This is a genomic window from Syntrophales bacterium, assembly GCA_023228425.1.
Classification (GTDB): Bacteria; Desulfobacterota; Syntrophia; order Syntrophales; family UBA2210; genus MLS-D.
In genome coordinates this window covers 32,388-57,552 of record JALOBE010000016.1, presented here as the reverse complement: position 1 = coordinate 57,552, position 25,165 = coordinate 32,388, and the positions used below count along the sequence as shown (strand labels likewise).

Genomic DNA, 25,165 nt, shown 5'->3' with positions numbered 1-25,165 from the left:
GGTACGGAGGTAATTTTCGGCGACAACGGGTATGTTGAATACGCCGGTCCCGTTGGGTCCCTGAAGCTGTCGGTGATCAGATCGACGGAGCCTTCCGCGGGCGGCGACGACGTGATCGTCACGGGTGCCGGCGAGAAGCACATTGTGGGCGGGTTCGGGTCCGACATCATAACGGCCGGTGCGGGGAACCACGTGGTTTTCGGCGACCACGGCCGCGTTCGGTATGACACGGACGGTGCTCCGAAGGTTCTCGAGACGACGGACACGGCGGAGCATCCCGAGTACGGCGGCGACGATGAGATAACCCTGGGCAGCGGTGACGGGGTGATTTTCGGCGGCATGGGCGATGACGTGATCACCACGGGCGACGGCACGGAGGTGATTTTCGGCGACAACGGGTATGTGGAGTTTGCCGGTCCCGTTGGGTCCCTGAAGCTGTCGGTGATCAGGTCGACGGAGCCTTCCGCGGGCGGCGACGACGTGATCGTCACGGGCAACGGCGAGAAGTACATCATCGGCGGTCCCGGAGCCGATCTGATCGGTTCCGGAAACGGCAACGACGTTCTCTTCGGTGACCACGGTGTCGTCGTCTACGATGCCGCCGGCAGACCGTCCCTCGTGTACACCATAGAACCCGCCACCGGTGGTGACGACGAGGTACGAACGACCGGCGGGACCAATATCCTGATCGGCGGCGCCGGTTCCGACAGCCTCTATGGCGGTTCAGGCCGGGATGCCATATTCGGGGACTGTGGACAGGTAACCCTCGTAAACGGTCAGTGGGAAATGCTTACGACCACTCATATTTTCATCGGCGATGACGATTTCCTGTCAGGTGGGCCCGGCAACGACATCATGATGGGGGGCGCCGGGAATGACATTTTTGTGGGAAATCTTTCCGAGGATATCATGATAGGTTCCTACGGACGGGTGACCTTTGTACCTTCGCTCTACCAGGTGATCACCATCGAAAGGCTGGACAGCATCGATCTGGTTTCCAATGTCATGACGGAGCTGTATTCCCGAGAGTATGTGGAAGAGGTTTTTGATGGCGCGGTCTACAGAGACGAAGATTCAGCGGAAGAAGGATGGTACCTCGGAACCGGAGCCGGCGGCTGGGAAGTCGGTGCCGCGGGAGTGAACCTGGCTGACCACGACGGCAGTTATGACCTGACCGGTATGTCTCATGAGCCCCGTCCACCGCATCACCATGGTTCCATCTCCGAGGGGCAGACACCCGCGGGTGTAGAGGAGGATACCGTCGAGGCCGGCGCCGAGGACGGTTCGGAGGATCAGACCGCTGTCGAGGATGTCGGAGGTCATGAGAACGGCACGGGCAGTGGGGAAGAACCGGGGGACGCCGATGCGGCGCCGCTGGAGGGAGCCGACTACGAAGAGAGTGCCGGAGAAGATTCCGGCCGGGACGAGTACGATGAAGATGACGGGACAGATGGGGTTCAGTCCGGTATCGGCGCGACAATTGCCGGAATCATGGGCTGGAAGGTACTCTCAGGCACAACACCTGCCAGGACCGCTATCATCGATCGTGAGTCGTTCAGGGAACTGGCGGCCCGCCAGGAAAAGAGGCGCTTCAAACGCTGGAGGAGCGTGGGATTGTAATGAAGGATAAATCCGGGTGGAGTGGTCATGGAGACGGATGTGAAGGAACTGTTCCGCCGGGGGCATGGCACTCATGACACCATCGGTCCCCAGACGGGTCCGCGTCCTGGATACCCGGATTATAGAAACACGGGAAGAAATTTCCCTTGTTTTTGGATCTGCTCACAGTGATTCTGCCGCGGGCCGGGAGATTCTCATCGATTCGGCGACCCAGGTGATCCTGACCCCCGCGGCGGCAAAGCGGCTGTCTCAAGTGATACATGATGTGCTGTCGCGGCACGAATCGCGTTACGGTGTCATCAGCCTGCCTTCAAGGAGGGGGTCACGGAACGTTCCGTCCCTGGGCAATGTGCCGCGCCTCGGCCCTGCGGAAGCGATATCCGGTACGGGCCGTCTTATAAGCCTTGTGGACGCCCTCGGCATTCATTACGGGATCGAGCATTCCTTCAAAATTTCTCCCGGAACCATTCGGGGAGACCGGCTTCTCCTGGGACTGAACAGGAACGATATTCGCGGCGATGCGGCGGAGGAAATGATGCGGTTGTGCCGCGATCTCGACATGCCTCACCGGTTCCGGAAGATATACCGCGAACATTTTGATCAATCAAACGTTGTGCTCTTCGGATACGAGGGTGATGAAAAGCGGGAAACATACAAGGCCTACCTCGAGTTCGGCGGTATGTTCGAGAAATCGGCCCGGGACTTTCCCGAGGTTCCGGAATCCTTTCTTCTCCACCTGGGGTTCAAGTGGGACGCGGCAGACAATCGAAAGGCGACCCTGGCCCGCTACACCTGCTATCCCTCCCTGTCGGGGGAGGGTATTTTGAATCGTGTGCGCCGGCGATTCTATCCCGGTCAGGAAGGGGGAGCCTTCGACATCCTGCGGGCCATCGTGGACAAGGCCGCAGGGGCCATGAATCCTCAAGAGTTCCTTTATCTTGAGGTCTCGGAGGAGAATAATCCCCGATCGTCCTATGACATCAACATGTACCTGGCGAACCTCACCCTCGAGGAACTCTATCCGTTGCTTCGCGACGCCTGCCGTTCCTGGAAAATCCCCCCGGAATCATTTCACCGTCTCTACGATCCCATGAAACAGAGAATTTTCGGCCACGTCTCGGGCGGTCTGGATCGGGAAGGAAGGGAATTTCTGACCTTCTATTACGGCGTGGCCGGAAGTTCGCGGTAACCGGGAATGTCCATGCCGGCCCGTCGAGTCGATCTGCGAACCTACCTGGTGATTTCCCTGTGGTTCGGTTGCAACAACGATTGCGTACTCTGCATGCTGAAGGGATTCAAAGACACCCTTCCACCGATAGGGTTCGAGCGTTTCCGGGAGGTGGTTCTCGGTGTGCGGGAACGCCGGCTGTATGAAAACCTGATCCTGTCGGGCGCCGAGGTGACCACCTTCGATGAACTGTTTCGTTATGTCGAATTCGCCGCCTCCCTGGGCTGGTTCAAGACAATCCAGATACAGACGAACGGCAGGCGGCTCGCCGACCCCCGGTACCTGCGGCGGCTCGTGGACTGCGGTGTCAACGAGTTTTTTGTCAGCATTCACGGGACAGAGGATGTCCATGACAGTATTACGCGCCGGAGGGGATCCTATCGCGAAACCATGAAGGGCCTGCGGAACCTGGCCGCCCACGACGTGAACGTGATCAGCAATTCCGTGTTGACATCGGCGAACGAGGGTGCCATGGAAACTCTCATGGCGGTTCTTTCGGCGGAGACGATAAGCGAGTTTCACCTGTGGAATTATTTTCCCATGCGGCAGGACGACCGGAGCGGCCTGGTGATGGATTGCGGGAGTGTCACATCCCTGGTACCCCGATTGAGGGACATGCTGGGTCCCGAGGCGCGCCCGCTGGTGCTGAAGGCCTTCCCGCACTGCCTGCCCGCGCCGGCGGGAGTCGTCTTCGACAGCCGGTTTCCTGTGACGGTGCTGCCCGGGGCATTCTGGGAGGAGTTTGAAAAAAGCGCTTTCGGTTCCTGTCCGTACCGCGGACAGTGCGCCGACCGTTCCTGTTGGGGGCTTTCCAAAGCCTACATGGCGGCTTTCGGCGATGAACGGGAGCGGCTCCGGCCGGTTCCGATACCTTCAGAAAGGTAAACGGGCCATGCATTCCTTCGATCTTGAATACGCCCGGGAGGATGATGTTCTCTACAATTATTGTCTCTGGGAATACCGCCCCGCCCTTTCACCGGCGGGCAGACTTCGTTCCGTCAATCTGCTGCGACATTCCTTCCACTACCTGGGTGCGGATCCCGCCATGTACGACCTGGTGGACGCCCTGCGCTGGGAGATCGGCATGGGAAACACCGTGTGGGGAGTGAAGAAAACCGGAGACCGCATGGGATGGGAATATTATTTTTATGACTACCGGCGCCGTGACCGGGAGCGGTCCCTGTCGCGGGTGCTCCATGTCATGAGCCCCTGGGTGCGGTCGTCCGTCGTGCCCGATGAGAATCTGCACTATTTCATGTTTTCCCTCGACGTGGACGACGAACTGCTACGGGGCGAACGGGACCTTGACTGCGCCCATATCTATATCGGCAATCCCGGCAGTGCCGTCTCGTCGGGAATCTGTTACGCCCGGACCGCGGACGGCATGAGACTGGAGAATTTTTATTTTTTCTTTCATCCCGCCGGCCGGATGGAGGAAATCGTCGGGAAGGTCTCCTGTTCAGCCCAGATAGACGGGACCCGCATTCCCCTGGACGACATTATCCGTCCCGAACTTCGCGATTGTCACACCATCTGCTGTGCCAACAAGCAGCGAAGCGACTGCATCTATTTTTCCGGCATAACCATCGACCAGTTTCTTTTTTTCCTTCAGTGGATGGAGTATCCCCGGCCGCTGGTCTCCTTCGTCCGGGACTCCTATTCCCTGCTCGATCATCTTCGCTTTGACGTGGGATTTGATTACCGCATGGAGGAGGGCGAACTGGTCATACTCAAGAGCGGTTATTATGGAACGTTCTGAAGGTTTTGTCCCGCCCGGTGTCCGCCTGAAACACAATCGCGAACGAGGCCGGTCAGCCCTTTCAGTGCCGGTCGGAACCAAGCAGCCGTGTTATTTCTTTCGCGGCCCGGTCGGCCTGGGTGCGGGGATCATCGCGACCGTCTATGATGATGTCCGCGCCGGGGCGAACCCTTTCATGCAGGATTTCCATGATGGGCCGGATCATGGCAGGGTACGTGTCCAGGTATCGCTTGAGCCACTCAAGGCCGTGCCGGCCGTGTCCCCCGGTCAGGAAACCTTCCGTGTATTCCCGCATTTTGCGGGCCAGGGCAACATCGGGGGGAATGTCAATCCATACCAGCAGGTCGATCAGGGGGGATGTGTGCCGATGTTCCCTGCCCAGGGGCATTTCGAAAATAATATAGTCTTCCGCCCTGGTTGTTTCTCCGGAGAGGGGGTCGGTTATGGATATGCCGCGTTTGAGCGCGGACAGGTCGCTCACCAGGTCAGGAAGGACAAAGGCATTGAAGTCGGCCCCTTCGGATATCCACCGGATAACATCATTCGGAGCTTGTCGTGATGCCCGTTCGTAGCTGTCATAGTGAAGAATGGAAGCGTTTCCCAGGACCGCCGCGATTCCCCCGGCGAGCGTCGTTTTTCCGCTTCCGATGGGGCCCGAAACGGCAATTATGTGCCCCATGCAACCTCCTTCCACAGGAACGGACGATGTTGATGGCGCAGTATACCGGTTGCCGGGGAAAAACTCAATCGGGAATGACACGGCCGGTGCAGCAGACTTGCACTTGCACCATTTTCATGCTTGACGAATTCGTAGAAGTCCGAAAAACGTCTGATAGAGGACGGCTTTGTAAAAAGCTCCTTGAGGCACAGCGCGCACATCCTTGAGGAATGATGCGAGACCTTAAAAAAACTATCGATTGTGTCACTTCGAACGTTCCCCTGTCATTTCGAAGGCATGTGAGAAGTCTCAAAGATCCCTCGCTTTGCTCGGGACATGGATTTCTCGTCGCTTGCGCTCCTCGAAATGACGGACCTTAAGGCGCTCCTCGGACACAATCGAGACGCTCCTCGAAACGACAAGGAGAGGTTTGAATACCAGCCATTTTTGTCATTTCGACCGTAGGGAGAAATCTTTCACTAACGGCCATCATCAGGATTTCTCGTCGCTCCGCTCCTCGAAATGACGGATATTAAGGCGCTCCGCGAAATGACGGATCTTAAGGCGCTCCTCGAAATGACACAATGAAAGGTCTCGATGCGTACTATGCGGTACGCCGCAGTGACGAAGGCCGGAGCGCAACCAGGCATCCGGACTTCTACGTAACATAGGCGTACGTATATGAAATCATTAAGTACACAATTCCGGAGATGGGGGCGTTGCCTTCACCGATGTCAGTTCGGTCTCCTTCTCCGGGTTCGCCGGCGCGTCCATGCTCGACGATGCCCGCTTACGGGCACGTCAGTTGTATGATACAGGACCGCCGGAGGCGGACTGGGGCGTTTTTTACGAGGACGTCATACTTTAGCGGTTACAGCATGTGTGGGGGATCGTACAATGGAGAAAACAGCAGATACAGCCGGCAGCGTTGACAGGGAGTTCGATTTTCTCTGTGTGGACGATTTCATGAGGCACATGTTCGATGCCGGGGCACTGGCGACGGCCTTCGAGACGGGACTGGTGGATATGCTCTGCCGGGAGGGTGAAACGACGGCGCAAACCCTGCTGGAACAGCTGGGTCTGGACGGCAGGGGAGGGGATTTTCTGCTTGACCTGCTTGCCTCCTCCGGGGTGATCCGGGAGGAACGGGGCACCCTTTCCCTCACCGACCGCTTTGTCGACGCGCTGCGGTTTCGAGACCTGATGGAACTGAGACTGACCCTGTCCAATTTCGCCGCCCATGATTTTCTGGACTTTTTTTCCGATCTGGTGACCTCCCCGGAGCGGTTCATGTCGAAGGCGCGCTTTCATCGACTCTTTGCCTATGACCGGGGTTCCGGTTTCACAGAGGAAGACCTCGCCATGACGAAACGATGGATGCACATTACCACGGTTCTGACCAGGTACGAGGCCCGGGCCTGCCTGAAGTATTATGATTTCAGCCGGCACAAAAACGTTCTGGACGTGGGAGGAAACAGCGGCGAGCTTGCCCTGCGGCTCTGTCGCGCGCACCCCGATCTTCGAGCCACCGTCCTGGATCTCTCCCTGGTCTGTCGCGTAGGGAGGGAACACATCGCCGGGCAACCCGAGGAGGCAAGAATCGTATTCCGGAATGGGAATGCCCTGACGGACGACTTCCCCGGTGGACACGACCTGGTGATTTTTAAGTCCATGCTTCATGACTGGCCCGACCACGTTGCCCGGGACCTCATGAGAAAGGCAGCCGGTTCCCTGGAGCCGGGGGGCGCCATGGTACTCTTCGAACGTGCCGCACCGGTTCCGAATACCGGTGTTCCCGCCCATTCCGTGCTTCCCTTCCTCATTTTTTTTCACAGCTACCGGGCACCCGAATTCTATGGCAGTGTCCTGAGAGACCTTGGATTTTCAGACATTCAAAGTACAATAATTACCCTGGAAATGCCTTTTCTTCTCGTGACGGGTCGTCGGGGCGACGGAAAATGAACCCTGTATGCCGGATCAGGCAAAACTGATCGTCCGTGCTGTTAAAAGCACCGTTTTATGAAGGGTTTCATTGACACAAACCCCGTGATGATATACATAACGGCAACAGCAAAGAAGGATTTTCTCGACTATTTTTTATTCCGGGAGGACAGAATACATGACGGCACAAAAAAAAGACAACGATCTGGCGAAAGAAGTAACCGGGACCGGCGCTGATGACATGAAGACCACCATAAAGTGGGACGTGGCGAAGATGAATACCAGCTATGCCAACGTGTGTAATGTGTCAAGCACCCGCGAGGAATTTACCATCCTCTTCGGCATCAACAAGACCTGGAACCCTGAACAGCGGGAGCTGACGGTTGACATGAGCGATCGGGTCATCCTCAATCCTTTTGCCGCAAAGCGCATGGCACTGCTTCTTTCAAATGTTATTCGCCAGTATGAGGATCGCTATGGAGAGATAAGCATTGAAACAGGTGAGACGCATCCCGCGGGCGGGAGGAATGCCTGATTTTCATGCCGGTTTTCCCGGTGTTTTCCGGCTGGTGACGATCAGGCGGTTTTGTAGACTTCCAGGACCGGAACGCGCCGGGAGCGGGTAGTACCCATGGAATCCTATGCCGACGGGCAGGAACACGAATCGGGCACAACAGGAATGCACTGGGCGGGACTGGAGGGTTCGGAAGACCGGGAAACCTTTCTTTCGTCGTGGCTTGCCATTCAATGCTCATCCGTTCATGGTTGTGTCAGCGGAGTTCTCGTTCTGGCCGATTCCGGTAGGCAGGGATACCTGCCGGTTGCTTCCTGGCCCGAGAGCGGTGGAGGAGACGGTGAGCGCCTGGCCGATGTGCTGGAACAGTCGCTTGCCGAAAAAGAGGCGATGTTCGTCGAGTTGGCCCCTTCAGGCGAGTCATCCCGCTACGGCCTTGCCTATCCCGTCATTGCCGACGGAGAATGCCTCGGAGCCGTTGCCGTTGAAGTGGCGGTCGCAAAGGAAGACCTGCTCCGCCAGGCCATGGAGAGCCTCAAGTGGGGCGCGATCTGGATCGAAAACTACCACCGTCAACGTCGAAACCGGGATGACGGTGATGCCCTCGGTCGCCTGAAAGCGGCCATTGATATTCTGGCCGGAGTTCTGGCGGAGGATCACTTCGACGGGGCGGCCATGGCGTTCGTCACGGCCCTTTCAACGAGGCTGTCCTGCGATCGTGTCAGCCTCGGCCTTATAAAGAAGAAATACGCCCGCGTCGAAGCGCTATCCCATTCAGCGGTCGTGGGGAGCAAAATGAACCTGCTCCGGGCGATCGGTGCCGCCATGGATGAAGCGGTCAGCCAGCGGGCGGAAATTACCTGTCCACCTCTTCCCGGCTCTTCAACCTTCGTCATTCGTGACCACGAACAGCTGGCACAGAAACACGGCAGCCGGGCCGTCATGACCGTCCCGCTGTTCGCCAAAGGACGCTACTACGGGGCACTGACCCTGGAACGGCAGAAAGATAATCCCTTCAGTGAGGACGAACGTGCCTATGTGAAGAGTGTAGTCGCCCTCTCCGGTCCCGCCCTTGAAAACAAGCATCATCAGGATCGCCCCGTCATTTACAGTGTGATTGGTTCCCTGAAACGACAGGCCGCCAGGTTCTTCGGTGCCGGATATACGGGTCGCAAGGCGGCGTTGATTGCCGTCGTACTCCTGGCGGCGGTTCTGTCCTTCGCCGGAGGAGACTATCGAATCACCGCGGATACCGTGCTTGAAGGAGCCGTTCAACGATCCATCGTGGCTCCTTTCGATGGATTTATCCGCGAGGCACCGGCCCGGGCCGGCGACGTGGTCGGTCTCGATGAGCTTCTGTGCTCTCTTGATGACAGGGATCTTCGACTGGAACGGCTTCAATGGCTGGGCAGGCAGAACCAGTACCAGCGTCAGCTCCAGGAAGCAATCGCCCAGCGTAACCGTGCTGAAGCGAATGTGATCAGGGCACAGCTCGACCAGGCCCTGGCCCAGCTGGAGCTGGCGGAAAGCAAGCTTGATCGAGTCGCCATCCGGGCACCCTTCGACGGCATCGTTTTAAGCGGCGATCTCAGCCAGCGCCTGGGGGGGGCCGTCCGCCAGGGGGAGGAACTGTTCCAGATCGCCCCGCTCGATGCCTACCGGGTTATATTGAAGGTTGATGAATCCGACATAGCCGATGTAGAGGAAGGTCAGGGGGGCGTCCTGGTCCTGTCAGCGCTTCCGGCGGAAAAATATGCCTTTACGGTGGAAAAAATCACGCCGCTTACCACTGCGGGGGAAGGGAAGAATTATTTTCGCGTAGAAGCCACCCTTGATCGGATATCGCCCGCTCTCAGGCCGGGTATGGAAGGGGTTGGAAAAATACAGGTCGATCAGCGGCTGTATGTCGTCATCTGGATGCGGCCTGTCATTGAGTGGTTCCGGCTGAAGCTCTGGTCCTGGTGGCCCTGAAAAACGGTAATCGTCGATGTCTGAAAAGAATCTCTACAGCAGCTCCTGGTACCGCGTGGCGGGACTCAGGCCCGTTCTCAGAAGTCACGCGGAGATCCATCGCCACATTTTCAGGAGCCATGTCTGGTATGTCCTCCAGGATCATTCCTCGGGCCGCTTTCACCGTTTTACCCGGGAGACATATTATCTCATCGGTCTCATGGACGGTACCAGGACGCTCCAGGAGATATGGGAGGCGGCCTGTCGTCACCTGGGTGATGACATGCCCACACAGGAAGAAGTCATCACGCTCCTTTCGAAACTGAATCAGGCCGATGTGCTTCAGTCGGATATAACGCCTGACATCGACAACATCCAGCATCGAAGTCGCCAGGATAAAAAGAAAAAATTCTGGAGCCGGGTTCGTTCCCCCGTGGCGATCCGAATTCCCATTTTTGATCCGGACCGGTTTCTGGAGCGGACCAGGAATCTCGCGGCCCCCTTTTTCAGTCTTCCCGCGGCCCTCGTCTGGCTGGCCGTGGTGATCACGGCGGCGGTGCTTGCCTTCATGCACTGGGACGGGCTGACCACGAATCTGGCCGATCGTGTTCTGGCACTGGAAAACCTTCTTTTCCTGTGGCTCATCTATCCGGCCGTGAAGACGGTCCACGAGTTTTCCCATGCCTGGGCGGTGAAGCACTGGGGCGGTGAAGTTCATGAAATGGGTATCATGTTTCTCGTTTTTGTTCCCGTGCCCTACCTTGACGCGTCGACGGCATCGGCTTTTAAAGACAGGAAACGAAGAATGGTCGTCGGCTTCATCGGCATTGCCGCGGAGATGTTCATAGCCGCGCTGGCCATGATCCTCTGGGTCAATCTCGATCCAGGCGCCCTGCGGGCGCTGGCATTCAATGTCATCATCATCGCCGGTGTCTCCACCATTTTCTTTAACGGAAATCCCCTGCTTCGTTTCGATGCCTACTACGTACTGGCCGATTACCTGGAAATTCCAAACCTGGGATCCCGTTCGAATCGCTACATCGGATACCTGGCCCAGCGGTACCTGGTCAGAAACGACGAGGCACGGTTCACCCCGGCCGATCGACGGGAGGCCGTGTGGCTTGTCGTTTACGGCATCGCCTCCTTTGCCTACCGGATTTTCATCAGTATCAGGATAGCCCTTTTCGTGTCGGGTAAATTCTTTTTCATTGGTGTTCTCATTGCCCTCTGGGCCATGATCGGCCTGATACTGATGCCTTTTTTCAGGATGATCAAAGCGATTGTATCCGATTCGGAACTCTATAAGCGGCGCTCACGAATCCTGGCCTGGGCTCTGGGATGTGCCGGACTGGTCCTGTTCCTGGTTTTTATTCTTCGCGTTCCCTCCACGACCATGGCCCAGGGAGTTCTGTGGCCCGGAGAGCAGTCACAGGTGCGAGTTGAGACGGAGGGAACCGTCCGTGAAATCCTGACACTGCCCGGCAGCAAGGTGACAAGGGGGCAGGCCCTTCTGGTTCTGGAAAATCCCGATGTGGACATCGGCGTGAAGCTTCTCGAGGCGAGGCTGAGGGAATATCAGTCCCGCCACCTCATCGCTCTTGTTACCAGCCGGACTGAAGAACGGATCCTTCAGGAGGAAATAGCCCTCGTCGAAAGTGAACTGGAACTCGCGCGGGAACGGTGTGACGCCCTGGTGGTGAGCAGTCCCTCTGACGGTTACTTCATTCTTCCCCAGGCGGACGATCTGCCCGGCCGTTTCGTCCGACGGGGAGACGCCCTGGGATACGTGGTTGACTATGGGGCGGTCTTCGTTCTTGTTCCCGTCACGCAGGCCCAGGTGGGCACCATTCGGCATACCGTCCGTTCCGTCCTCGCCCGGCCGTCCGATCAGGTGTGTCGACGAATCTCGGCACGACTGATCAGGGAAGTGCCTGCGGCTTCTACCGTCCTGCCGACCCTTGCCTTTGCGCTGGAGGGCGGCGGTTCATTCGCCCTCGATCCCCGTGAAAGCGATACCAGCCGCTCCTTTGAGCCATTGTTTTATTTTGAGATCGCCCTGGAGGAGCGGATCGAAGACCGTCTCGGCTCACGGGTGTACCTGAGATTCGAGCATGAGGCGGAAACCCTTGCTTCCCAGTGGTATCGGACGTTGCGGCGCGTGTTTATGAAGACTTTCAGCATATGACGAACTTGGGCGGAGCAGCCGAAACCATAGGCATATAACGGCTCCGCGATGAGTCAGCTTGTCCCCCGGAAGAGAGTATCCCGGAGGAATCAGACCGGAAGGATCGGCATGTTCGCAAAGGTTTCCAGCTGGCCCAGGGCGGATCATTTCGCCCGTCCGGAACGGAAGGAAGGACGCAGGACTTTCCTTGACCGTCTGGCCTGGGAAATTGCGGGCTATGGAGTGCGGCCCTGGAGTTCCCGGCCGGGAAGACTGAAAAAAATCGTCGATCACGTGGAACGGGCCGCCGTCGACCTGGACAGGCTATCCGATGATGATCTGCGTCGCAGGAGTGAGTCCCTGCGGCACCGGCTCCGGGTGGAGGGCTTCTCGCTTTCCCTGGCGGGCGCATCCTTTGCCCTGGTCAGGGAGGCCGCATGGAGAGTTCTCGGGATGAGACATTTTGACTGCCAGCTCATGGGAGGCTACGCGATGCTGCGGGGTTTGCTGGCGGAAATGGAGACGGGTGAAGGAAAAACACTGGTGGCGACCCTTCCGGCGGTCACGGTCGCCCTGGCGGGCATCCCCGTGCATATCATTACCGTCAACGATTATCTGACGGACCGGGACGCCCGGCTCATGGGAGACGTCTACCGCTTTTTCGATCTTTCCGTGGGTTGCGTCATACATGAGAAGACGCCGGTCCAGCGTCGGGAAGCCTATGGCTGTGACATCACCTACTGCACGAACAAGGAGGTGGTTTTCGACTATCTCAGGGATCGAATAGTCCTGGGCGATACCTTCGGTGAACTGAAGCTCCACGCGGAACGCCTGTCCCGCCGGAACGGCAGAAGCGATCAGCTGATGCTTCGAGGTTTGCATTATGCTATCGTGGACGAGGCGGACAGCGTTCTGGTCGACGAAGCCCGGACGCCGCTTATCATTTCCCGAAGCGAGTCTTCGAAGGATGAAGAACGATCCATGAAACAGGCCCTCGAACTGACGAAAGACCTGGTCGAGAACGTTCACTACACCCTCCGTTACGAGGCCGATCAGGGACTGAGGGCGGTCATGGTAACCGACCGGGGCCGTGAAGAGGTCCAGCGGATCACAGCGGACATGGGAACGGTCTGGCAGAGTCCCGTCAGGCGTGAAGAACTGGTTCGCAAGGCCTTGACGGCTCTCTTCCTGTACCGCCGGGACGAGCATTACCTGGTGAGCGATGGGACTGTTCAGATCATCGATGAGTTCACCGGACGGGTGATGCCCGACCGTTCCTGGGAGGGGGGACTTCACCAGCTTATCGAGATAAAGGAAGGATGCGAGGTAACGGGGCAGAGGGAAACGGTGGCCCGTATAAGCTATCAGCGCTTTTTCAGGCGTTACCTGAAGCTCTCGGGAATGACGGGAACGGCCCGGGAGGTCCGCCGGGAGCTCTGGTCCATTTACGGCCTGCCGGTGGTGGCCATACCGACCAACCGGCCGCTGAGGAGAAAGATCCTCCGCGATGAAATCTTCCGGGGCCTCGATGAGAAGTATGAACATGTGACACGCCGCGTGGAAGAACTTCACCGCCGCAACCTTCCGGTACTGATAGGAACCCGGACCGTTGCCGCTTCGGAACACCTGAGCCTTATGCTTGATGACCGGGGGATTCCTCACCAGGTTCTCAACGCGAAACAGGACAGGGAGGAGGCGCTCATCGTGGCCGGTGCCGGTAAGCCGGGTCGGGTGACCATAGCCACGAACATGGCGGGCCGGGGCACGGATATCAAGCTCGCTTCCGGAGTGGCGGAACGGGGGGGGTTACAGGTCCTCATGACGGAACGCCACGAGGCGGGCCGTATTGATCGCCAGCTCGCGGGACGGTGCGGCCGGCAGGGAGATCCCGGAATGTGCGAAGTTTTTGTTTCACTTGAAGACCCTCTCCTCAGAGATGGATATCGCGGAATCACGGGCAGGATGGTCGCGGGGCTCAGCCGGGGAGGATCGGACCTGTGGAAGCCTCTGGGCAGGCATGCGCTGAAAAAGGCCCAGCGACGGGTGGAACGGGTTCACGCGGGAGTTCGCAAACGCCTGCTCCGGTACGATGAAGAGCGGAGCGATACCTTGTCGTTTTCCGGAAGGAGCGAGTAGAGGCATGAGAAAAGCAGTGGTCATCGGTTGGTGTATTGCGGCCTTGCTGTCAGCGGCAGGCGGCCCCGCCTGGTCCGGTGAAGGGGACGATCTCTTCCACCGGGGAATCATAGAACCCAGCGAGGTGATCGAGGTCAGCAGCCAGGTTCCGGGCATCATCGAAAGCGTTGCCGTTGAGCGGGGGGAGCGGATTCGGGGAGGCCAGACGCTGGCCGTTCTCAAGTCGGGAGTGGAGACGGCCCAGGTCGAACTGGCCCGTGCCCGTCTCGATTTCGGCAAGAGGCGGGTTCTGCGGAACGAGGAATTGTATCAGAAACAGATGATCTCTATTCATGAAAAGGACGAGATGGAAACGGAGGTGCGCATCATGGAGCTTCAGCTTCAGGAGGCGCTCGAACGGCTCAAACTGCGCACCATCGTGAGTCCCGTGACAGGAACCGTTGTAGAACGGCATCTTGGGCCCGGCGAGTATATCGGCGAAGGGTCAATCATGCGCATCGCCCGGATCAACCCGCTCAATGTTGAAGTGGTGGTACCCGTCGATCTCTACGGTACCATAGCAAAAGGCATGAAGGCGGAGGTACGCCCCGAGCTCCCCCTGAGGGGGGTCTTCCAGGGCACGGTAGTGATCGTAGACGAGGTCATCGACGCCGCGAGCGGAACCTTCGGCGTCCGCGTGGAACTTTCCAACCCCGATCATCGTTTGCCCGCGGGCCTTAACTGCACGGTAAGGTTTCAATGAGAGCCCTCTGAAAAACTATCGGTTGTGTCATTTCGACCACTTCAGAATGGCCATGGTGTCGAGACGGCGCACTGCATGCATCATTCCCGTCATTTCTTTCGGTTGATTGTGCTGCGTCGTCCCTACCAGGCCGACCTCTTTGCCGACCCCGGAGTACGCTACGAAGCCATTGCCACGAACCGCGGATTTTGGGAGTTGACAGCGTGTAAAAACTTAGCTATTAAATAAATAAACATATGAATTTTGTTATGCGGCATAGTCAACTTTATGATGTTTGAAGTAGCTTCTAGATGAGCGTTTTCATGAATGAACGGGTTTTCTTTTCCAAATCTTCCCGGTTGCGGACTGGCTCCCCTGAGTGAATTTTGTTCTTGAGATTTCCGTTCAAGTGTTCATCCGAATTGAGCTCCGACGAATAGGATGGAAGATGAAAAACTTCAATCTGTTCGTGATGATCTTCCAACCATTGTCTGCCTTCTAGGTTATGATGAACACGAAGATTATCCAGAATCAAAAAGGCCTTGCGACCGGTATCTTTCGTCAGACGGGTCATGAACTTCATCAAAAGCCTGGAGTTCATGGGGTCCCGATGCATCATGAACCGAACCTTTCCGTCCTTGGTGATGGCCGAGATCATGCTGACATGGTTCTTCTCGGCAACCAATCGGACCCCCGGTGTCTGCCCTTTCGGAGCAAATCCCCTGACCCGGTTGGCCTCTATTTTACAATAAAAACAATGAATTGCAGGTGAAGCCGGAATCATCTGCGGAAGAGTTCCACCACTCACATTTTTAATTCAAGGAGGAGTTATTATGAAAAAACGATTTGTCCAACCTGTCTGGAGGCTGTGGATTGGTGTTGTAGCCTGCGTCCTGATACTTTCCATTGCGCAGGTCGCCTGGGCGGTCAAGGGTAACCCCAACGCCAAGCTGGGCGAGCCATCGAAACCGCAGTACGAGGTTATTGTTGATTATGACGTGGAAATCGCCTTGCGTGACGGCACCATCGTCAAGGCCGACGTGCACCGACCCAAAGCCGACGGCATGTTTCCGGCTCTGATGGAAGGCACGCCGTACGGCAAAAAATCATCTTCGGAAATGGCCAAGGGGACCCATGACTTTTTCGTGCCCCGAGGCTATGTTGCAGTGACTTGGGAATCCCGGGGACGACTCAATTCCGGTGGTGTTTTCATCCCCCATGCCCAAGAGCAGGATGACTGTTATGACGTGGTGGAATGGATGGCCAAACAACCTTGGAGCAACGGCAAGGTCGCACCCATCGGTATTTCATACATGGGTCAGGTTCAATTCAACGCCTCTATCGCCCAGCCCCCGCATCTGGTTTGCGCAGTGCCGGGTTTGACCGCCGCCGATCTCTGGCGTGAATGGTATTATCGCGGAGGAGCCATGGAATATGTCTTTATCGCTTCTTGGTCTTCCACCACCCTAGGGCCGGATTTGGCCAAGCGCAACCTATCTGCCGAGGCCGCCAAGGAATGGATGGACAGCATGGCCTTGGTTCAAGCCGACAAGGTGTCCGCCTATTCCGTGATTCCGGCGGTCAATTTTGAACTCAGTCAAATCGGAAACGTGAATCTGCTCAAAGAATGGGCCGAGAACCCGACCGATGGGGTTTATTGGTGGAAAATCAACCCGAGATCCTATTACCGGGAAATCAAGGTGCCGATGATGCACATGGGTGGTTGGTATGATATCTTCCAGCCCGGTTCCTATGTATCTTTCAAAGAAATCCAGGATAAGGGGGCGAACGAACTGGCTCGAGATAATCAGCGCCTGATCATGGGTCCGTGGCACCATCTGGCGCCGGTCAGCACAAAACAGGGCATTCTCGATTTCGCGCCCGGCTTGAGCGTCGACGATTATCACACCACCCGACTGGAATTCCTGGATTACTGGATGAAAGATATCCAACATGAAACCTTCTCGACGGATGCTCCGGTCAAGATCTTTGTCACCGGCGAAAATGTTTGGCGCACGGAAAAGGAGTGGCCCCTGGCTCGAACCCAGTATACCAAGTTCTATCTTGGCGATGGCACCAGCGGGACGATCAAATCTCTCAACGACGGCACTCTTTCCACTCAGGCCCCCACCAAGGATGCCAAGTCGCAATCCTATGTTTATGATCCTGAAAATCCCACGCCTACCCGAGGGGGCAACACCCTGTATCTGTTCCCTTACGGCCCGGATGGCTCGGCCAACGCCGCGGCGGAAGACCAACGTCCCGTGGATATGAAGAGCCTGACTTTCACTACGAGTCCCCTGAAAAAGGACATGGAAGTCACAGGACCGGTCAAGGCACTCATCTACGCCGCTTCTTCGGCGGTTGACACCGACTGGGTGGTGCGTGTTTCCGACGTAGCCCCGGACGGCATGGCCATCAACATAGTGGACGGTATTCAGCGAGCCCGTTTTCGTGAATCCGGCCTTCGCCCCACGCTGATCGAACCGGGGAAGATCTATGCCTATGAAATAGATCTGTGGGCCACCAGCCATGTCTTTAAGGCGGGACATTGCATCCGGGTCACCATCAACAGCAGCAGTTTCCCCCGTTGGAGTCGCAACATGAACGTGGCTGAATTGCCGGAACAGGCCACGGAATGGGTCAAGGCCACCAATACCATCTACCTTGATCCGGCGCATCCGTCTCATGTAACGTTACCGGTCATTCCCCGCTAATCGGGATTTCCAGCCGGTTTGTGACATGAACGATTGAGAAAATTACTTTATTTGAGGTTATGACTATGAAGAAGATCTTTGTCTACCTGATAATCGGCCTGCTGGCCTTGGGCGCAGCCGGTGCGTCCAAGGCCGAGGATAGTACCTCCGCATTTCCCAAACTTAAGCCGCCGGTGCTGCTTACTTCCCTAGGCCAGGCCGCCGATGTGCATACCATGAGCGTTTTGGCCAAGAGGGCCAAGGCGGCCGTGGACTACAAGACCCTGGCCACTCCGGAAGACGCGGCCGAGGCCAAGACTATCATCGTCAATGTGGGTGTCAGCCTGAAGGGTTTTGGCTCGGCCGGCGTGAACCTGGATACCGAAACGGTCCGGGCCAAGGCGATCTTCAAGACGGCCAAGGAACACGGGATCCCAGTCATTTTGACTCACATCGGCGGGGAAGAACGTCGAGACGATATGAGCAACCTGCTGCTGAAGGTCGCCATGCCCCTGGCGGACGCTTATATTGTCTATGACGGCGGCAATAAGGATGGCTATTTCACCAAGGCTGCCGGCGACAAGCCCATCATATTGCTCGACAAAACCATGGAGATGATCGAAGTGCTCTCGAAGCTGAGCCCAGACAGCTAAAAAATCGGCCAAACCGGCGTCTGACTTCCGCCGGTTTGGCCGAGACCAAAACTTGTCATGTGCCCGCCCAAACTCCCTGACGCCTAGTCATACAGGGGCATCATTGTAAGCACGCTAAAAATATCAAAAGGACTTTCCTCATGTTCACTGTCTCCAGTCACTCTCACGCCGCCGGCATGTATACCACCGCGGGAATCGCCTTGGCGACCATGGCAATAAGCTATCTCGTGATCACCCTGCTGGGGAAGAGGTTCAAGCAAAATATTCCCATCGCCATTAATCTTTTTGTTTCGGTGGCCATAAGCGCCGTTGTTACCGGTTTCGGTTTCCCTTTCCGTCACCTGTTTGAAGGACCTGTCTGGTACATTTATATTAACCTGGTAATATTTTGTGGCATGATCTTTCTGACCGTGATGAAGCGGTCTGGAAATCTGGATTGTATCACGTGGGATATCTTAACCACATTCCGGAACAGGCCGGTGATCCTGTTTATTTTGCTGACCGTGATGGTCTTTTTCCCCGGCATGTTCACCGGGGTGGGTACAGCTGCCGTTCTGAGCACTGGCGTGTTCGCCGCCGCAATCCTCCGCATTGTGGGCGTGCCCCGCGCACAGAACGGGGCGATCATTGCCATGCTCAGTACACTGGGAGCCGCCGCGCCGCCGGTGAACATCCCTGCGCTCATTATCGCCAGCGGCATCAACATGCCGTATGAAGGTTTCGGCACCATACTTTGGGTGTTGACTATTCCCCTAGGATTGTTCAGTATTTTCTTCATCGGCTACCGTTATTTCAAAGCGCCTTCTATCGAGACTATCGAAGCAGAGCTGCCCCGACCTGAACGCAAGAATTTCATCATGCCCTATATCCCGATACTGGTAGTGGCGGTAATTTTTATAGCAATCCGAGTTTTCCCCGGCAAGTTTCCGGACATCGTCACTCCCATGGTCTTCATGGTAGGCAGTATCGTGGGCCTGTTTACCGGGAAAAAGGTAGCTTATGTGGACGCGAGCAAAGAAGCGGTGGGGGGCGGAGTGTTCCACACCGTCGCCCTGCTCTTTGTCGTGGGAACGGTGGTGCAAATCACCACGTTGACAGGCGCCAAGGGGCTGACCGTGTTGGGTGCTCTGACTCTCGGCGCCGTCGCTCCGGCCCTGATGTATATCGCCATGGGCATCAGCCTGCCGTTGCTGGGCGGAGTACTCACTCACCTGGGGGCTGCCGTGATTCTGGGTATTCCCTTCACCTTGGCGCTCCTCACACAGAATGTCATCGTGGTGGTAGCCGCAGCTTCCATCCTTTGCGTGCTGGCGCAAATTGTTCCTCCTTCAGCAGTGGGCGGGTATTTTGCGCAGGATGTGGTGCAGGAGCCGAGATATGGCGCAATTTTGAAATACTGTCTCGTGCCCACGCTGGTAAGCATCGGCTTCGCGATTGTCGCTCTGGTTTTTGCCAACCAGTTTGCCAGGCTCTTTGTTCCGTATTAACTCGAAAGGAGTGACCATTATGTCAACGTATCTGTGGATTATGGGTGCCTACACCGTACTCACAGCCTATATTTTATATCTGGTGATTTCCAACATGTTCCAATCCAAGAACATCTGGGATCAGATCCTCGCGCTCTTAGTCATTGTGCCCTTTGCCTTGCGGCTTATCCTTATAAAGTGATGAGAGTGGGCAATTATGAGAATCAATACTAAAAAATCCGCTTGGATTATACTCGGCATCACCGTTATCATCTGCGTAGCGTTGTCCATGAATTATGTGTCCATGTGGCATGATGACCTGATCATACCCGGCCGTGGGGTCACGCAAACAAAGTGGCTGAGTGACTATGTGCCTGCCCTGAAAGGTACCAAAGGGGATACACGGGTTTTCATCCTTGAGGGGGAAACCCCTGGTGCGACCATTATGCTGCTCACCGGGATTCACGCGGACGAGCCTGCGGGCTGGATGACCGGTATCGTTCTGATTGAAAATGCTGTAGTCGAAACGGGGAAACTGGTGGTGATTCCTCAGGCCAACAACAGTGGATTTACACACAACTACCCGCAGGAAGCGCATCCCCAGCATCTTACCTTTGCCCTGCCTGACGGCAGCAAGCGCGTGTTTCGCCATGGCTCGCGGACAAGCAATTCCATCAACCACTGGCCGGATCCGGAGGTGTTCATCCAATACCCGTCCAAACAAAAACTTTCGGGGGACGAAATACGCAATCTGAACCGGGCCTATCCGGGCCGTCTGAACGGCACCTTTACCGAACGAATCGCGTACGCCATCCGCCATGTACTGGAGACGGAAGAGGTGCACCTAGTCATTGATTTACACGAAGCCCAGCCGGAATACCCCTTCATCAATGCCATCGGTGCGCATCCGCGGGCGCAGGACCTTGCCTCCATGGCCTCCCTGGGCATGCAGGCGCAGGGCCTTGATCTGAGTATCGAAGCCTCCCCTGAGAAATTTCGCGGATTGAGCTACAGGGAACTGGGCGATCATACCAAGGCCAAGGCCGTTCTCATGGAAACCTGCAATCCGTCTCAGGGGAAGATTCGCGGCATCACGGATGAAGCACTGATTATCGAAGGTATTGACGCATTTTATGTGGCGGCGTCTAAATTGGGACGAACCTTCGTGCCGTTTGATGAAAAGGGTTGGCCCCTGAAGCGTCGCATGGGGCGGAACCTGGCCGCCTTCATGGAATTGGCTTTGGCTCTTACCGATGAAGAAGGAACCAGTTTCGTCATCCACAATGTTCCCACCAACGAGGAAATCAATGCCAAGGGCGTCGAGGTGTACCTGAACAAGGATGCGGAAAATAAGGCCGCAGCTATGTAACGTCACAATAGTTCGACGGGACCGTCAAATATCAATATCGCCGCGAAAAATTCAGCGCTTTTTGTGGCAATCAGGCCGGGTAGTATGGGATGGCTCAACTCCTGAACTCCCCGGTTTTCAGGAAGTGAACCATGCTGTTCCTCGCCTGCATTTTGCTTGTGCTGATCCCTTTGATCTTGGAAAAACTCCTGATTTCCCGATGGCAGCGGTGCGTACCCTTGCGCATTCATGTGCATGGCACGCGCGGCAAAAGTACGGTCACCCGCATTCTGGCATCCCTGCTGCGCGAAGCGGGGCATGTGGTTTTGTCCAAAACTACCGGCGATAGGCCGGAATACGAGTTTCCGGACGCCAGCACACGACCTGTGCGGAGGGTGGGGCCGGCTCGTATTCAAGAGCACGTCAAAATCCTGCGCCTGGCGGCCCGCTTGAAGGCCACAGCCGTTGTTGTGGAGGGAATGGCACTGCAGGATGAGACCCTTGCCGTATCAGAAAAAATGTTGCAGGCAACCCACGCAGTGATCACCAATGTACGGCCCGATCATTCGGAGACCATGGGACAAGGCAGGGCAAACGTGGCCCGGGCACTAAGCTTTATGCTTCCCCCGGGTCGGCCGGTCTTCACCGCGCGAGAGGATGGGGTCGAAGAAGTTTGCCGACATGCCCGCAATTTGAATTGCGACTGCCATGTGGTGGAATCTGAAATGGTAGGCTCGGGAACACCACGGCAAGAAAACGGAAATGCCCCGATGTTAGAACAGCCCTTGCAATTAGCACTGGCCGTGGCCGAGCACTTGCACGGGCAAGTGCCTGTGATCGAAAATCAACGCTCATCGGCACGATGCGGTCTGTGCCATGATACTGCACCGTCGCCCGTATCCCTCCTCGACATTGCGGGAGTCCGCGTGATCTGGCTGGACCTTTTCTCCGTCAATGACGTGGATTCCTCGCGCCTGCTTCTTGATGCGCTATGGAACAATCTTCCCACGCCGGCTTGGTTCGTAGCCATCCTGGCAACCAGGCAGGATAGACCCATGCGGACGGCAGTTTTCATGGACTGGCTTCAACATGAACCGCGCTTCGATTTGCTGGCCCCCACCGGTTCACACGCATGGGCAGCTTGGTGCCGGTCACCGGCCCGGAGCCTATTCCTTCCCAATCCCCTTTGCGAGCCCTATGCGCTTCTTCACAAACTTGCTCAAGAGCGTCAAAAAGGCGGCCGTCAGGCGGCTCATCCGATGGTTTTGGTGGGCTTGGGCAACAGCCATGGTTACGGGGAACGTTGGCGAGCCATGATATCGCAGGCGAGGGAAACTTCTCATGTTAGTTAATGCCATCGCTATCGGCCTTGTGCTGAGCTTTTTTCTCTTCGAACTGACTGGGCTCGTGGGCGGAGGATTGGTGGCACCGGGATACTTCGCCCTATACTGGGATCAGCCCTTCATGATCGGGTATAATCTGGTGCTTGCTTTGGTTACCATGATACTATTGCGCGTGGTGGCCTGTTTTACCCTTCTGTATGGACGGAGGCGTTTCATCCTTAGCATATTACTGGGCTTCTTCCTGCAATGGACCGCTGGTGCTTTGTTCATGGGGCTGGAACTTGCCCAGGGGCGTATCGATGCCTTGGGTTATATTATTCCCGGCCTGGTGGCGCACGAGATGGACAGACAGGGCATCGGCCTCACATTGTTAGCGTTGCTGCTGCTTTCAACCATGGTCCGCCTTTTACTCCATGCCTTTGGCCTGGTGCGGCCCTTTTAGGGTGATGAAATGTGCCCTCGCGCGGGGAAAATAAGCGCTTTATGGTCAAGTCTGCCATATGCGCCGCGATTGACAAAACCCATGAGGAGAACACTGCTCGTGCTCGCGGCGCTTCTGCTGGTGGTGGTACAGTCTCTCGAATATGGCCGGACACCTCGCCTGGAAGCGGAGCAAGAAAATCAAATTCGCGCCGCAGAGCGCATGCTGAAAGGCATGATGAGTATCCGGGATTCCCGGTTGGCCTTGGGGATAGGGGTGGATTTAGCGATCGATCCCAACGGAACCGGACTTATCGGCGAGGAATACACAGATCTAACCACCTCCCAGGGGTCGTTGCGGGCCAAGCGGACATCCCTCAATCCCCAATTCGCGGGGCTGGCGCTGTCCCTGATGCGTCGGGCGGGCGTGCAGAAGGGTGATAAAGTGGCCCTTTGTCTTTCCGGTTCTTTTCCTGCTCTCAATATCGCCGTTTTGGCGGCGTGTGAAGAATTGGATGTGAATCCGTTTATCATCAGTTCGGTCGGGGCTTCTTCCTTTGGAGCCAACATACCGGGGCTGACGTGGCTGGATATGGAACGCCTTCTTTTTGAGCAGGGGCATATCAGCCACCGTTCTTCCTTTGTCTCGCTAGGAGGCATCGTGGAAACGGAAGGCGGCATCGATGGTACGGGTATCGAACAGGGCATGCAGGCTGTTCGCAAACATGGGGCTATCTATCTGGATGAAGGTCATCGAGGCAAGCTTTTAGCTGATATCGAGCGGCGTGAAGCGTTGTATCTTGCTGGAGGACGCCCGGCGGTTTTTGTAAACGTCGGGGGCGCCATCACATCCTTGGGCTGGGTCGCGCAGGCAGCACGCCTGGAAAATGGACTATTACGGAAAGTGCCTGCTTGTCAAAGCCCCCAACGAGGGATCATATTCAGAATGATGGAACAGGGTGTGCCAGTCATTCATTTCCTGAATATCGAAAGTCTGGCGACTCGCAACCTCTTGCCGTTGGCTCCCGTGCCGTTGCCCCCCATCGAAAACATGGATCGAAAGGCGGAATTGGAGCGGAGAACTTGGTTGCAAGTCGTCACACTGGGACTATGGCTGTTGATAGCTGCGTGGCTTTCATCTATAAATCCGGGCGCAAATGAACTATAGTTCCAATCTCTCCCTCCATCAGACCGATCCGGACGGGTAATCTTAAGAGTTCTTCTCAGTTCTTGCAGCCCGTCGCCCTTTGACGAGGCCGCTCCAGTGGATCACACACATTCTTTTTTCCATCTTCGGAACGGTAAAGGATTAGGGAGGCATCTATGTCTCAAATAAGCAGGCCTAGTCATCTCTCTATTTTGATTGCGGCAATGATCGGATTGGGCATCTTTTTTTTAGGAGAAAGCCTCAATGCCGCTGAGCAACGAAGTCGGGAACCCATCTCTCTTGGTGCATCCTTGGACTCGCTTCATCTGACGGGCATGAGCAGAGCGGCTTGCTGCCTGACAAGATGCTTCGATTTCCGGCTGTAGCTCTGACGCAACGCAATGCCCCGTTTCTGAGCCGCCCTCACCAGACGCTCCCGGGCACGATCGTACAACCGCGCGTCGGTAGGAAAGCGAATGTCCTTCTCCTGAACGGTGGTATCCACATTGATGGGGGCAAGCTGGGATGGCTTCACTGCCTTCAGTTTCAACCCCGCATCGATGGTCTCTTTCAGCAACTCCTCAGCGCCCGCTTCTCCAATACGACCGCGCCACCGGGTCATGCTCGAGGGATCTATGGGAAAGACGTGCTGAAAAAACTTCATGCCGCTCAGGTACTGCCGGCAGGGGTTCTCAACCCGCCCCGCCGCGTCAGGGGCGTCGTCACGTATCGCTAACACTTTCTTTTTGGCGGCCTGCGCTTGTCCTGCCAGCGCACCCTGAGCCAGTTCTTTAGATATGGACTTGGCAAATCTTCCTGGATAAAACGCTCAATCACGCCGCGCTTGTAATTCATGATGCGGTAGATGCCGAAGTCCAGATCAGCGGCGTCGAATTGAAAAAGTTCTTTAAGAAGTCCCTGAAATTTCTGAATGTTGTCCATTTTTACCTCGTGCGAAATTGGTCCAAAAACGGGGAGAGGTTGAGAATCTTGTACGGTCTCTGCCCCGCTTTTTCGAGAAGGTTCTTTTGGCTCTCTCAAATGTGGTGCCAAGAACTATTTGGGGACACCTATGTCCACGAAATAGAAGAACTATTTTTGCAGGTGTTAAACTCCACGTAAAGTCTATGGCAAAAATAGAAAGGGATTGCAAGGTGTTTTTAAGAATCCTGGAGGGACCTCCCAGCGTCGACACTTTTGTAATGCGAAACAGCATGCAACCATAGAACTGGCTCATCTTCTCGGTGAATGCGGGGGGCATACGGTCCTGATTGGTGGCTGGGTGCCGGAATTGCTGCTCTCAGGGAGTACGAGCCTCCCTGTGGGCAGTATGGATATTGATCTCGCACTCGATCACCGGCGGATTGAGGCGGCCGGGTACAAAATGATCAGGGAACTTCT

General features: G+C 56.3%; 21 protein-coding genes and 1 pseudogene. 18 read left to right on the top strand and 4 right to left on the bottom strand.

Annotation, left to right across the window (positions count from 1 at the left end):
* From M0Q23_07430 to M0Q23_07415, 4 genes are all read left to right on the top strand, one after another.
* Window positions 1-1,620, top strand: a 1,620-nt coding sequence (locus tag M0Q23_07430) for a hypothetical protein (GenBank protein MCK9528455.1), incomplete at its 5' end; no start/stop codon positions are given.
* A gap of 73 nt (window positions 1,621-1,693) precedes the next feature.
* A complete protein-coding gene (locus M0Q23_07425; protein ID MCK9528454.1) occupies window positions 1,694-2,809 on the top strand; it encodes a DUF3467 domain-containing protein in 1,116 nt (371 codons plus the stop codon).
* A 12-nt stretch (window positions 2,810-2,821) separates the two neighbouring features.
* The gene (locus M0Q23_07420; GenBank protein ID MCK9528453.1) at window positions 2,822-3,733 is read left to right on the top strand and encodes a radical SAM protein; all 912 of its coding nucleotides are present in this window, start codon (window positions 2,822-2,824) and stop codon (window positions 3,731-3,733) included.
* 7 nt (window positions 3,734-3,740) lie between these two features.
* Window positions 3,741-4,607 (top strand): hypothetical protein, encoded by an 867-nt coding sequence (locus M0Q23_07415; protein MCK9528452.1) that lies wholly within the window; start codon window positions 3,741-3,743, stop codon window positions 4,605-4,607.
* Between the two features lie 61 nt (window positions 4,608-4,668).
* Here M0Q23_07415 and M0Q23_07410 read toward each other — a convergent pair whose 3' ends face one another.
* Window positions 4,669-5,286, bottom strand: a complete 618-nt coding sequence (locus M0Q23_07410) for a hypothetical protein (protein ID MCK9528451.1) — start codon at window positions 5,284-5,286, stop codon at window positions 4,669-4,671.
* Between the two features lie 876 nt (window positions 5,287-6,162).
* Between M0Q23_07410 and M0Q23_07405 the strand changes: the two genes are divergently transcribed.
* From M0Q23_07405 to M0Q23_07380, 6 genes are all read left to right on the top strand, one after another.
* The gene (locus M0Q23_07405) at window positions 6,163-7,227 is read left to right on the top strand and encodes a methyltransferase domain-containing protein (GenBank protein ID MCK9528450.1); all 1,065 of its coding nucleotides are present in this window, start codon (window positions 6,163-6,165) and stop codon (window positions 7,225-7,227) included.
* 157 nt (window positions 7,228-7,384) lie between these two features.
* The gene (locus tag M0Q23_07400) at window positions 7,385-7,741 is read left to right on the top strand and encodes a DUF3467 domain-containing protein (GenBank protein ID MCK9528449.1); all 357 of its coding nucleotides are present in this window, start codon (window positions 7,385-7,387) and stop codon (window positions 7,739-7,741) included.
* A gap of 96 nt (window positions 7,742-7,837) precedes the next feature.
* Window positions 7,838-9,691, top strand: a complete 1,854-nt coding sequence (locus M0Q23_07395; protein MCK9528448.1) for an HlyD family efflux transporter periplasmic adaptor subunit — start codon at window positions 7,838-7,840, stop codon at window positions 9,689-9,691.
* A 16-nt stretch (window positions 9,692-9,707) separates the two neighbouring features.
* On the top strand, window positions 9,708-11,855 hold the full coding sequence (locus M0Q23_07390; GenBank protein ID MCK9528447.1) for a hypothetical protein: 2,148 nt from the start codon (window positions 9,708-9,710) through the stop codon (window positions 11,853-11,855).
* Window positions 11,856-11,963: 108 nt separating this feature from the next.
* Window positions 11,964-13,970 (top strand): preprotein translocase subunit SecA, encoded by a 2,007-nt coding sequence (locus tag M0Q23_07385; GenBank protein ID MCK9528446.1) that lies wholly within the window; start codon window positions 11,964-11,966, stop codon window positions 13,968-13,970.
* Between the two features lie 4 nt (window positions 13,971-13,974).
* On the top strand, window positions 13,975-14,712 hold the full coding sequence (locus M0Q23_07380; protein MCK9528445.1) for an efflux RND transporter periplasmic adaptor subunit: 738 nt from the start codon (window positions 13,975-13,977) through the stop codon (window positions 14,710-14,712).
* Between the two features lie 286 nt (window positions 14,713-14,998).
* On the opposite strand, the gene M0Q23_07375 is transcribed toward M0Q23_07380, so the two are convergent.
* Entirely contained in the window at window positions 14,999-15,475 is a 477-nt protein-coding gene (locus M0Q23_07375; GenBank protein MCK9528444.1) for a transposase, read from the bottom strand.
* Window positions 15,476-15,524: 49 nt separating this feature from the next.
* Between M0Q23_07375 and M0Q23_07370 the strand changes: the two genes are divergently transcribed.
* From M0Q23_07370 to pgsW, 8 genes are all read left to right on the top strand, one after another.
* Window positions 15,525-17,408, top strand: coding sequence for a CocE/NonD family hydrolase (locus tag M0Q23_07370; GenBank protein MCK9528443.1), 1,884 nt, complete (start codon window positions 15,525-15,527; stop codon window positions 17,406-17,408).
* Window positions 17,409-17,473: 65 nt separating this feature from the next.
* Window positions 17,474-18,040, top strand: a complete 567-nt coding sequence (locus tag M0Q23_07365) for a DUF6305 family protein (GenBank protein ID MCK9528442.1) — start codon at window positions 17,474-17,476, stop codon at window positions 18,038-18,040.
* A 140-nt stretch (window positions 18,041-18,180) separates the two neighbouring features.
* A complete protein-coding gene (locus M0Q23_07360) occupies window positions 18,181-19,527 on the top strand; it encodes a hypothetical protein (GenBank protein ID MCK9528441.1) in 1,347 nt (448 codons plus the stop codon).
* A gap of 19 nt (window positions 19,528-19,546) precedes the next feature.
* Entirely contained in the window at window positions 19,547-19,708 is a 162-nt protein-coding gene (locus M0Q23_07355; GenBank protein MCK9528440.1) for a hypothetical protein, read from the top strand.
* Between the two features lie 15 nt (window positions 19,709-19,723).
* Window positions 19,724-20,875: a succinylglutamate desuccinylase/aspartoacylase family protein gene (locus M0Q23_07350; GenBank protein ID MCK9528439.1), complete on the top strand. Its 1,152-nt coding sequence runs from the start codon at window positions 19,724-19,726 to the stop codon at window positions 20,873-20,875.
* Window positions 20,876-21,006: 131 nt separating this feature from the next.
* Window positions 21,007-22,206 carry a Mur ligase family protein gene (locus tag M0Q23_07345; protein MCK9528438.1) on the top strand — a complete coding sequence of 400 codons (1,200 nt, stop codon included), beginning with the start codon at window positions 21,007-21,009 and terminating at the stop codon, window positions 22,204-22,206.
* Window positions 22,196-22,639, top strand: coding sequence for a poly-gamma-glutamate biosynthesis protein PgsC (gene pgsC / locus M0Q23_07340; GenBank protein ID MCK9528437.1), 444 nt, complete (start codon window positions 22,196-22,198; stop codon window positions 22,637-22,639). The genes M0Q23_07345 and pgsC overlap by 11 nt, the downstream gene beginning before the upstream one ends.
* 99 nt (window positions 22,640-22,738) lie before the next feature.
* Window positions 22,739-23,785, top strand: coding sequence for a poly-gamma-glutamate system protein (pgsW, locus tag M0Q23_07335; GenBank protein ID MCK9528436.1), 1,047 nt, complete (start codon window positions 22,739-22,741; stop codon window positions 23,783-23,785).
* A 296-nt stretch (window positions 23,786-24,081) separates the two neighbouring features.
* Here the strand turns inward: pgsW and M0Q23_07330 are convergent.
* Window positions 24,082-24,458, bottom strand: a pseudogene (locus tag M0Q23_07330) (IS5/IS1182 family transposase).
* A 38-nt stretch (window positions 24,459-24,496) separates the two neighbouring features.
* Entirely contained in the window at window positions 24,497-24,706 is a 210-nt protein-coding gene (locus tag M0Q23_07325) for a hypothetical protein (GenBank protein ID MCK9528435.1), read from the bottom strand.
* Between the last annotated feature and the right edge of the window lie 459 nt (window positions 24,707-25,165).

Coding starts and splice junctions, on each gene's coding strand:
- M0Q23_07425 (MCK9528454.1), top strand. CDS start 1,694: ATGACACCATCGGTCCCCAGACGGGTCCGCGTCCTGGATACCCGGATT.
- M0Q23_07420 (MCK9528453.1), top strand. CDS start 2,822: ATGCCGGCCCGTCGAGTCGATCTGCGAACCTACCTGGTGATTTCCCTG.
- M0Q23_07415 (MCK9528452.1), top strand. CDS start 3,741: ATGCATTCCTTCGATCTTGAATACGCCCGGGAGGATGATGTTCTCTAC.
- M0Q23_07410 (MCK9528451.1), bottom strand. CDS start 5,286: ATGGGGCACATAATTGCCGTTTCGGGCCCCATCGGAAGCGGAAAAACG.
- M0Q23_07405 (MCK9528450.1), top strand. CDS start 6,163: ATGGAGAAAACAGCAGATACAGCCGGCAGCGTTGACAGGGAGTTCGAT.
- M0Q23_07400 (MCK9528449.1), top strand. CDS start 7,385: ATGACGGCACAAAAAAAAGACAACGATCTGGCGAAAGAAGTAACCGGG.
- M0Q23_07395 (MCK9528448.1), top strand. CDS start 7,838: ATGGAATCCTATGCCGACGGGCAGGAACACGAATCGGGCACAACAGGA.
- M0Q23_07390 (MCK9528447.1), top strand. CDS start 9,708: ATGTCTGAAAAGAATCTCTACAGCAGCTCCTGGTACCGCGTGGCGGGA.
- M0Q23_07385 (MCK9528446.1), top strand. CDS start 11,964: ATGTTCGCAAAGGTTTCCAGCTGGCCCAGGGCGGATCATTTCGCCCGT.
- M0Q23_07380 (MCK9528445.1), top strand. CDS start 13,975: ATGAGAAAAGCAGTGGTCATCGGTTGGTGTATTGCGGCCTTGCTGTCA.
- M0Q23_07375 (MCK9528444.1), bottom strand. CDS start 15,475: ATGATTCCGGCTTCACCTGCAATTCATTGTTTTTATTGTAAAATAGAG.
- M0Q23_07370 (MCK9528443.1), top strand. CDS start 15,525: ATGAAAAAACGATTTGTCCAACCTGTCTGGAGGCTGTGGATTGGTGTT.
- M0Q23_07365 (MCK9528442.1), top strand. CDS start 17,474: ATGAAGAAGATCTTTGTCTACCTGATAATCGGCCTGCTGGCCTTGGGC.
- M0Q23_07360 (MCK9528441.1), top strand. CDS start 18,181: ATGTTCACTGTCTCCAGTCACTCTCACGCCGCCGGCATGTATACCACC.
- M0Q23_07355 (MCK9528440.1), top strand. CDS start 19,547: ATGTCAACGTATCTGTGGATTATGGGTGCCTACACCGTACTCACAGCC.
- M0Q23_07350 (MCK9528439.1), top strand. CDS start 19,724: ATGAGAATCAATACTAAAAAATCCGCTTGGATTATACTCGGCATCACC.
- M0Q23_07345 (MCK9528438.1), top strand. CDS start 21,007: ATGCTGTTCCTCGCCTGCATTTTGCTTGTGCTGATCCCTTTGATCTTG.
- pgsC (MCK9528437.1), top strand. CDS start 22,196: ATGTTAGTTAATGCCATCGCTATCGGCCTTGTGCTGAGCTTTTTTCTC.
- M0Q23_07325 (MCK9528435.1), bottom strand. CDS start 24,706: ATGGACAACATTCAGAAATTTCAGGGACTTCTTAAAGAACTTTTTCAA.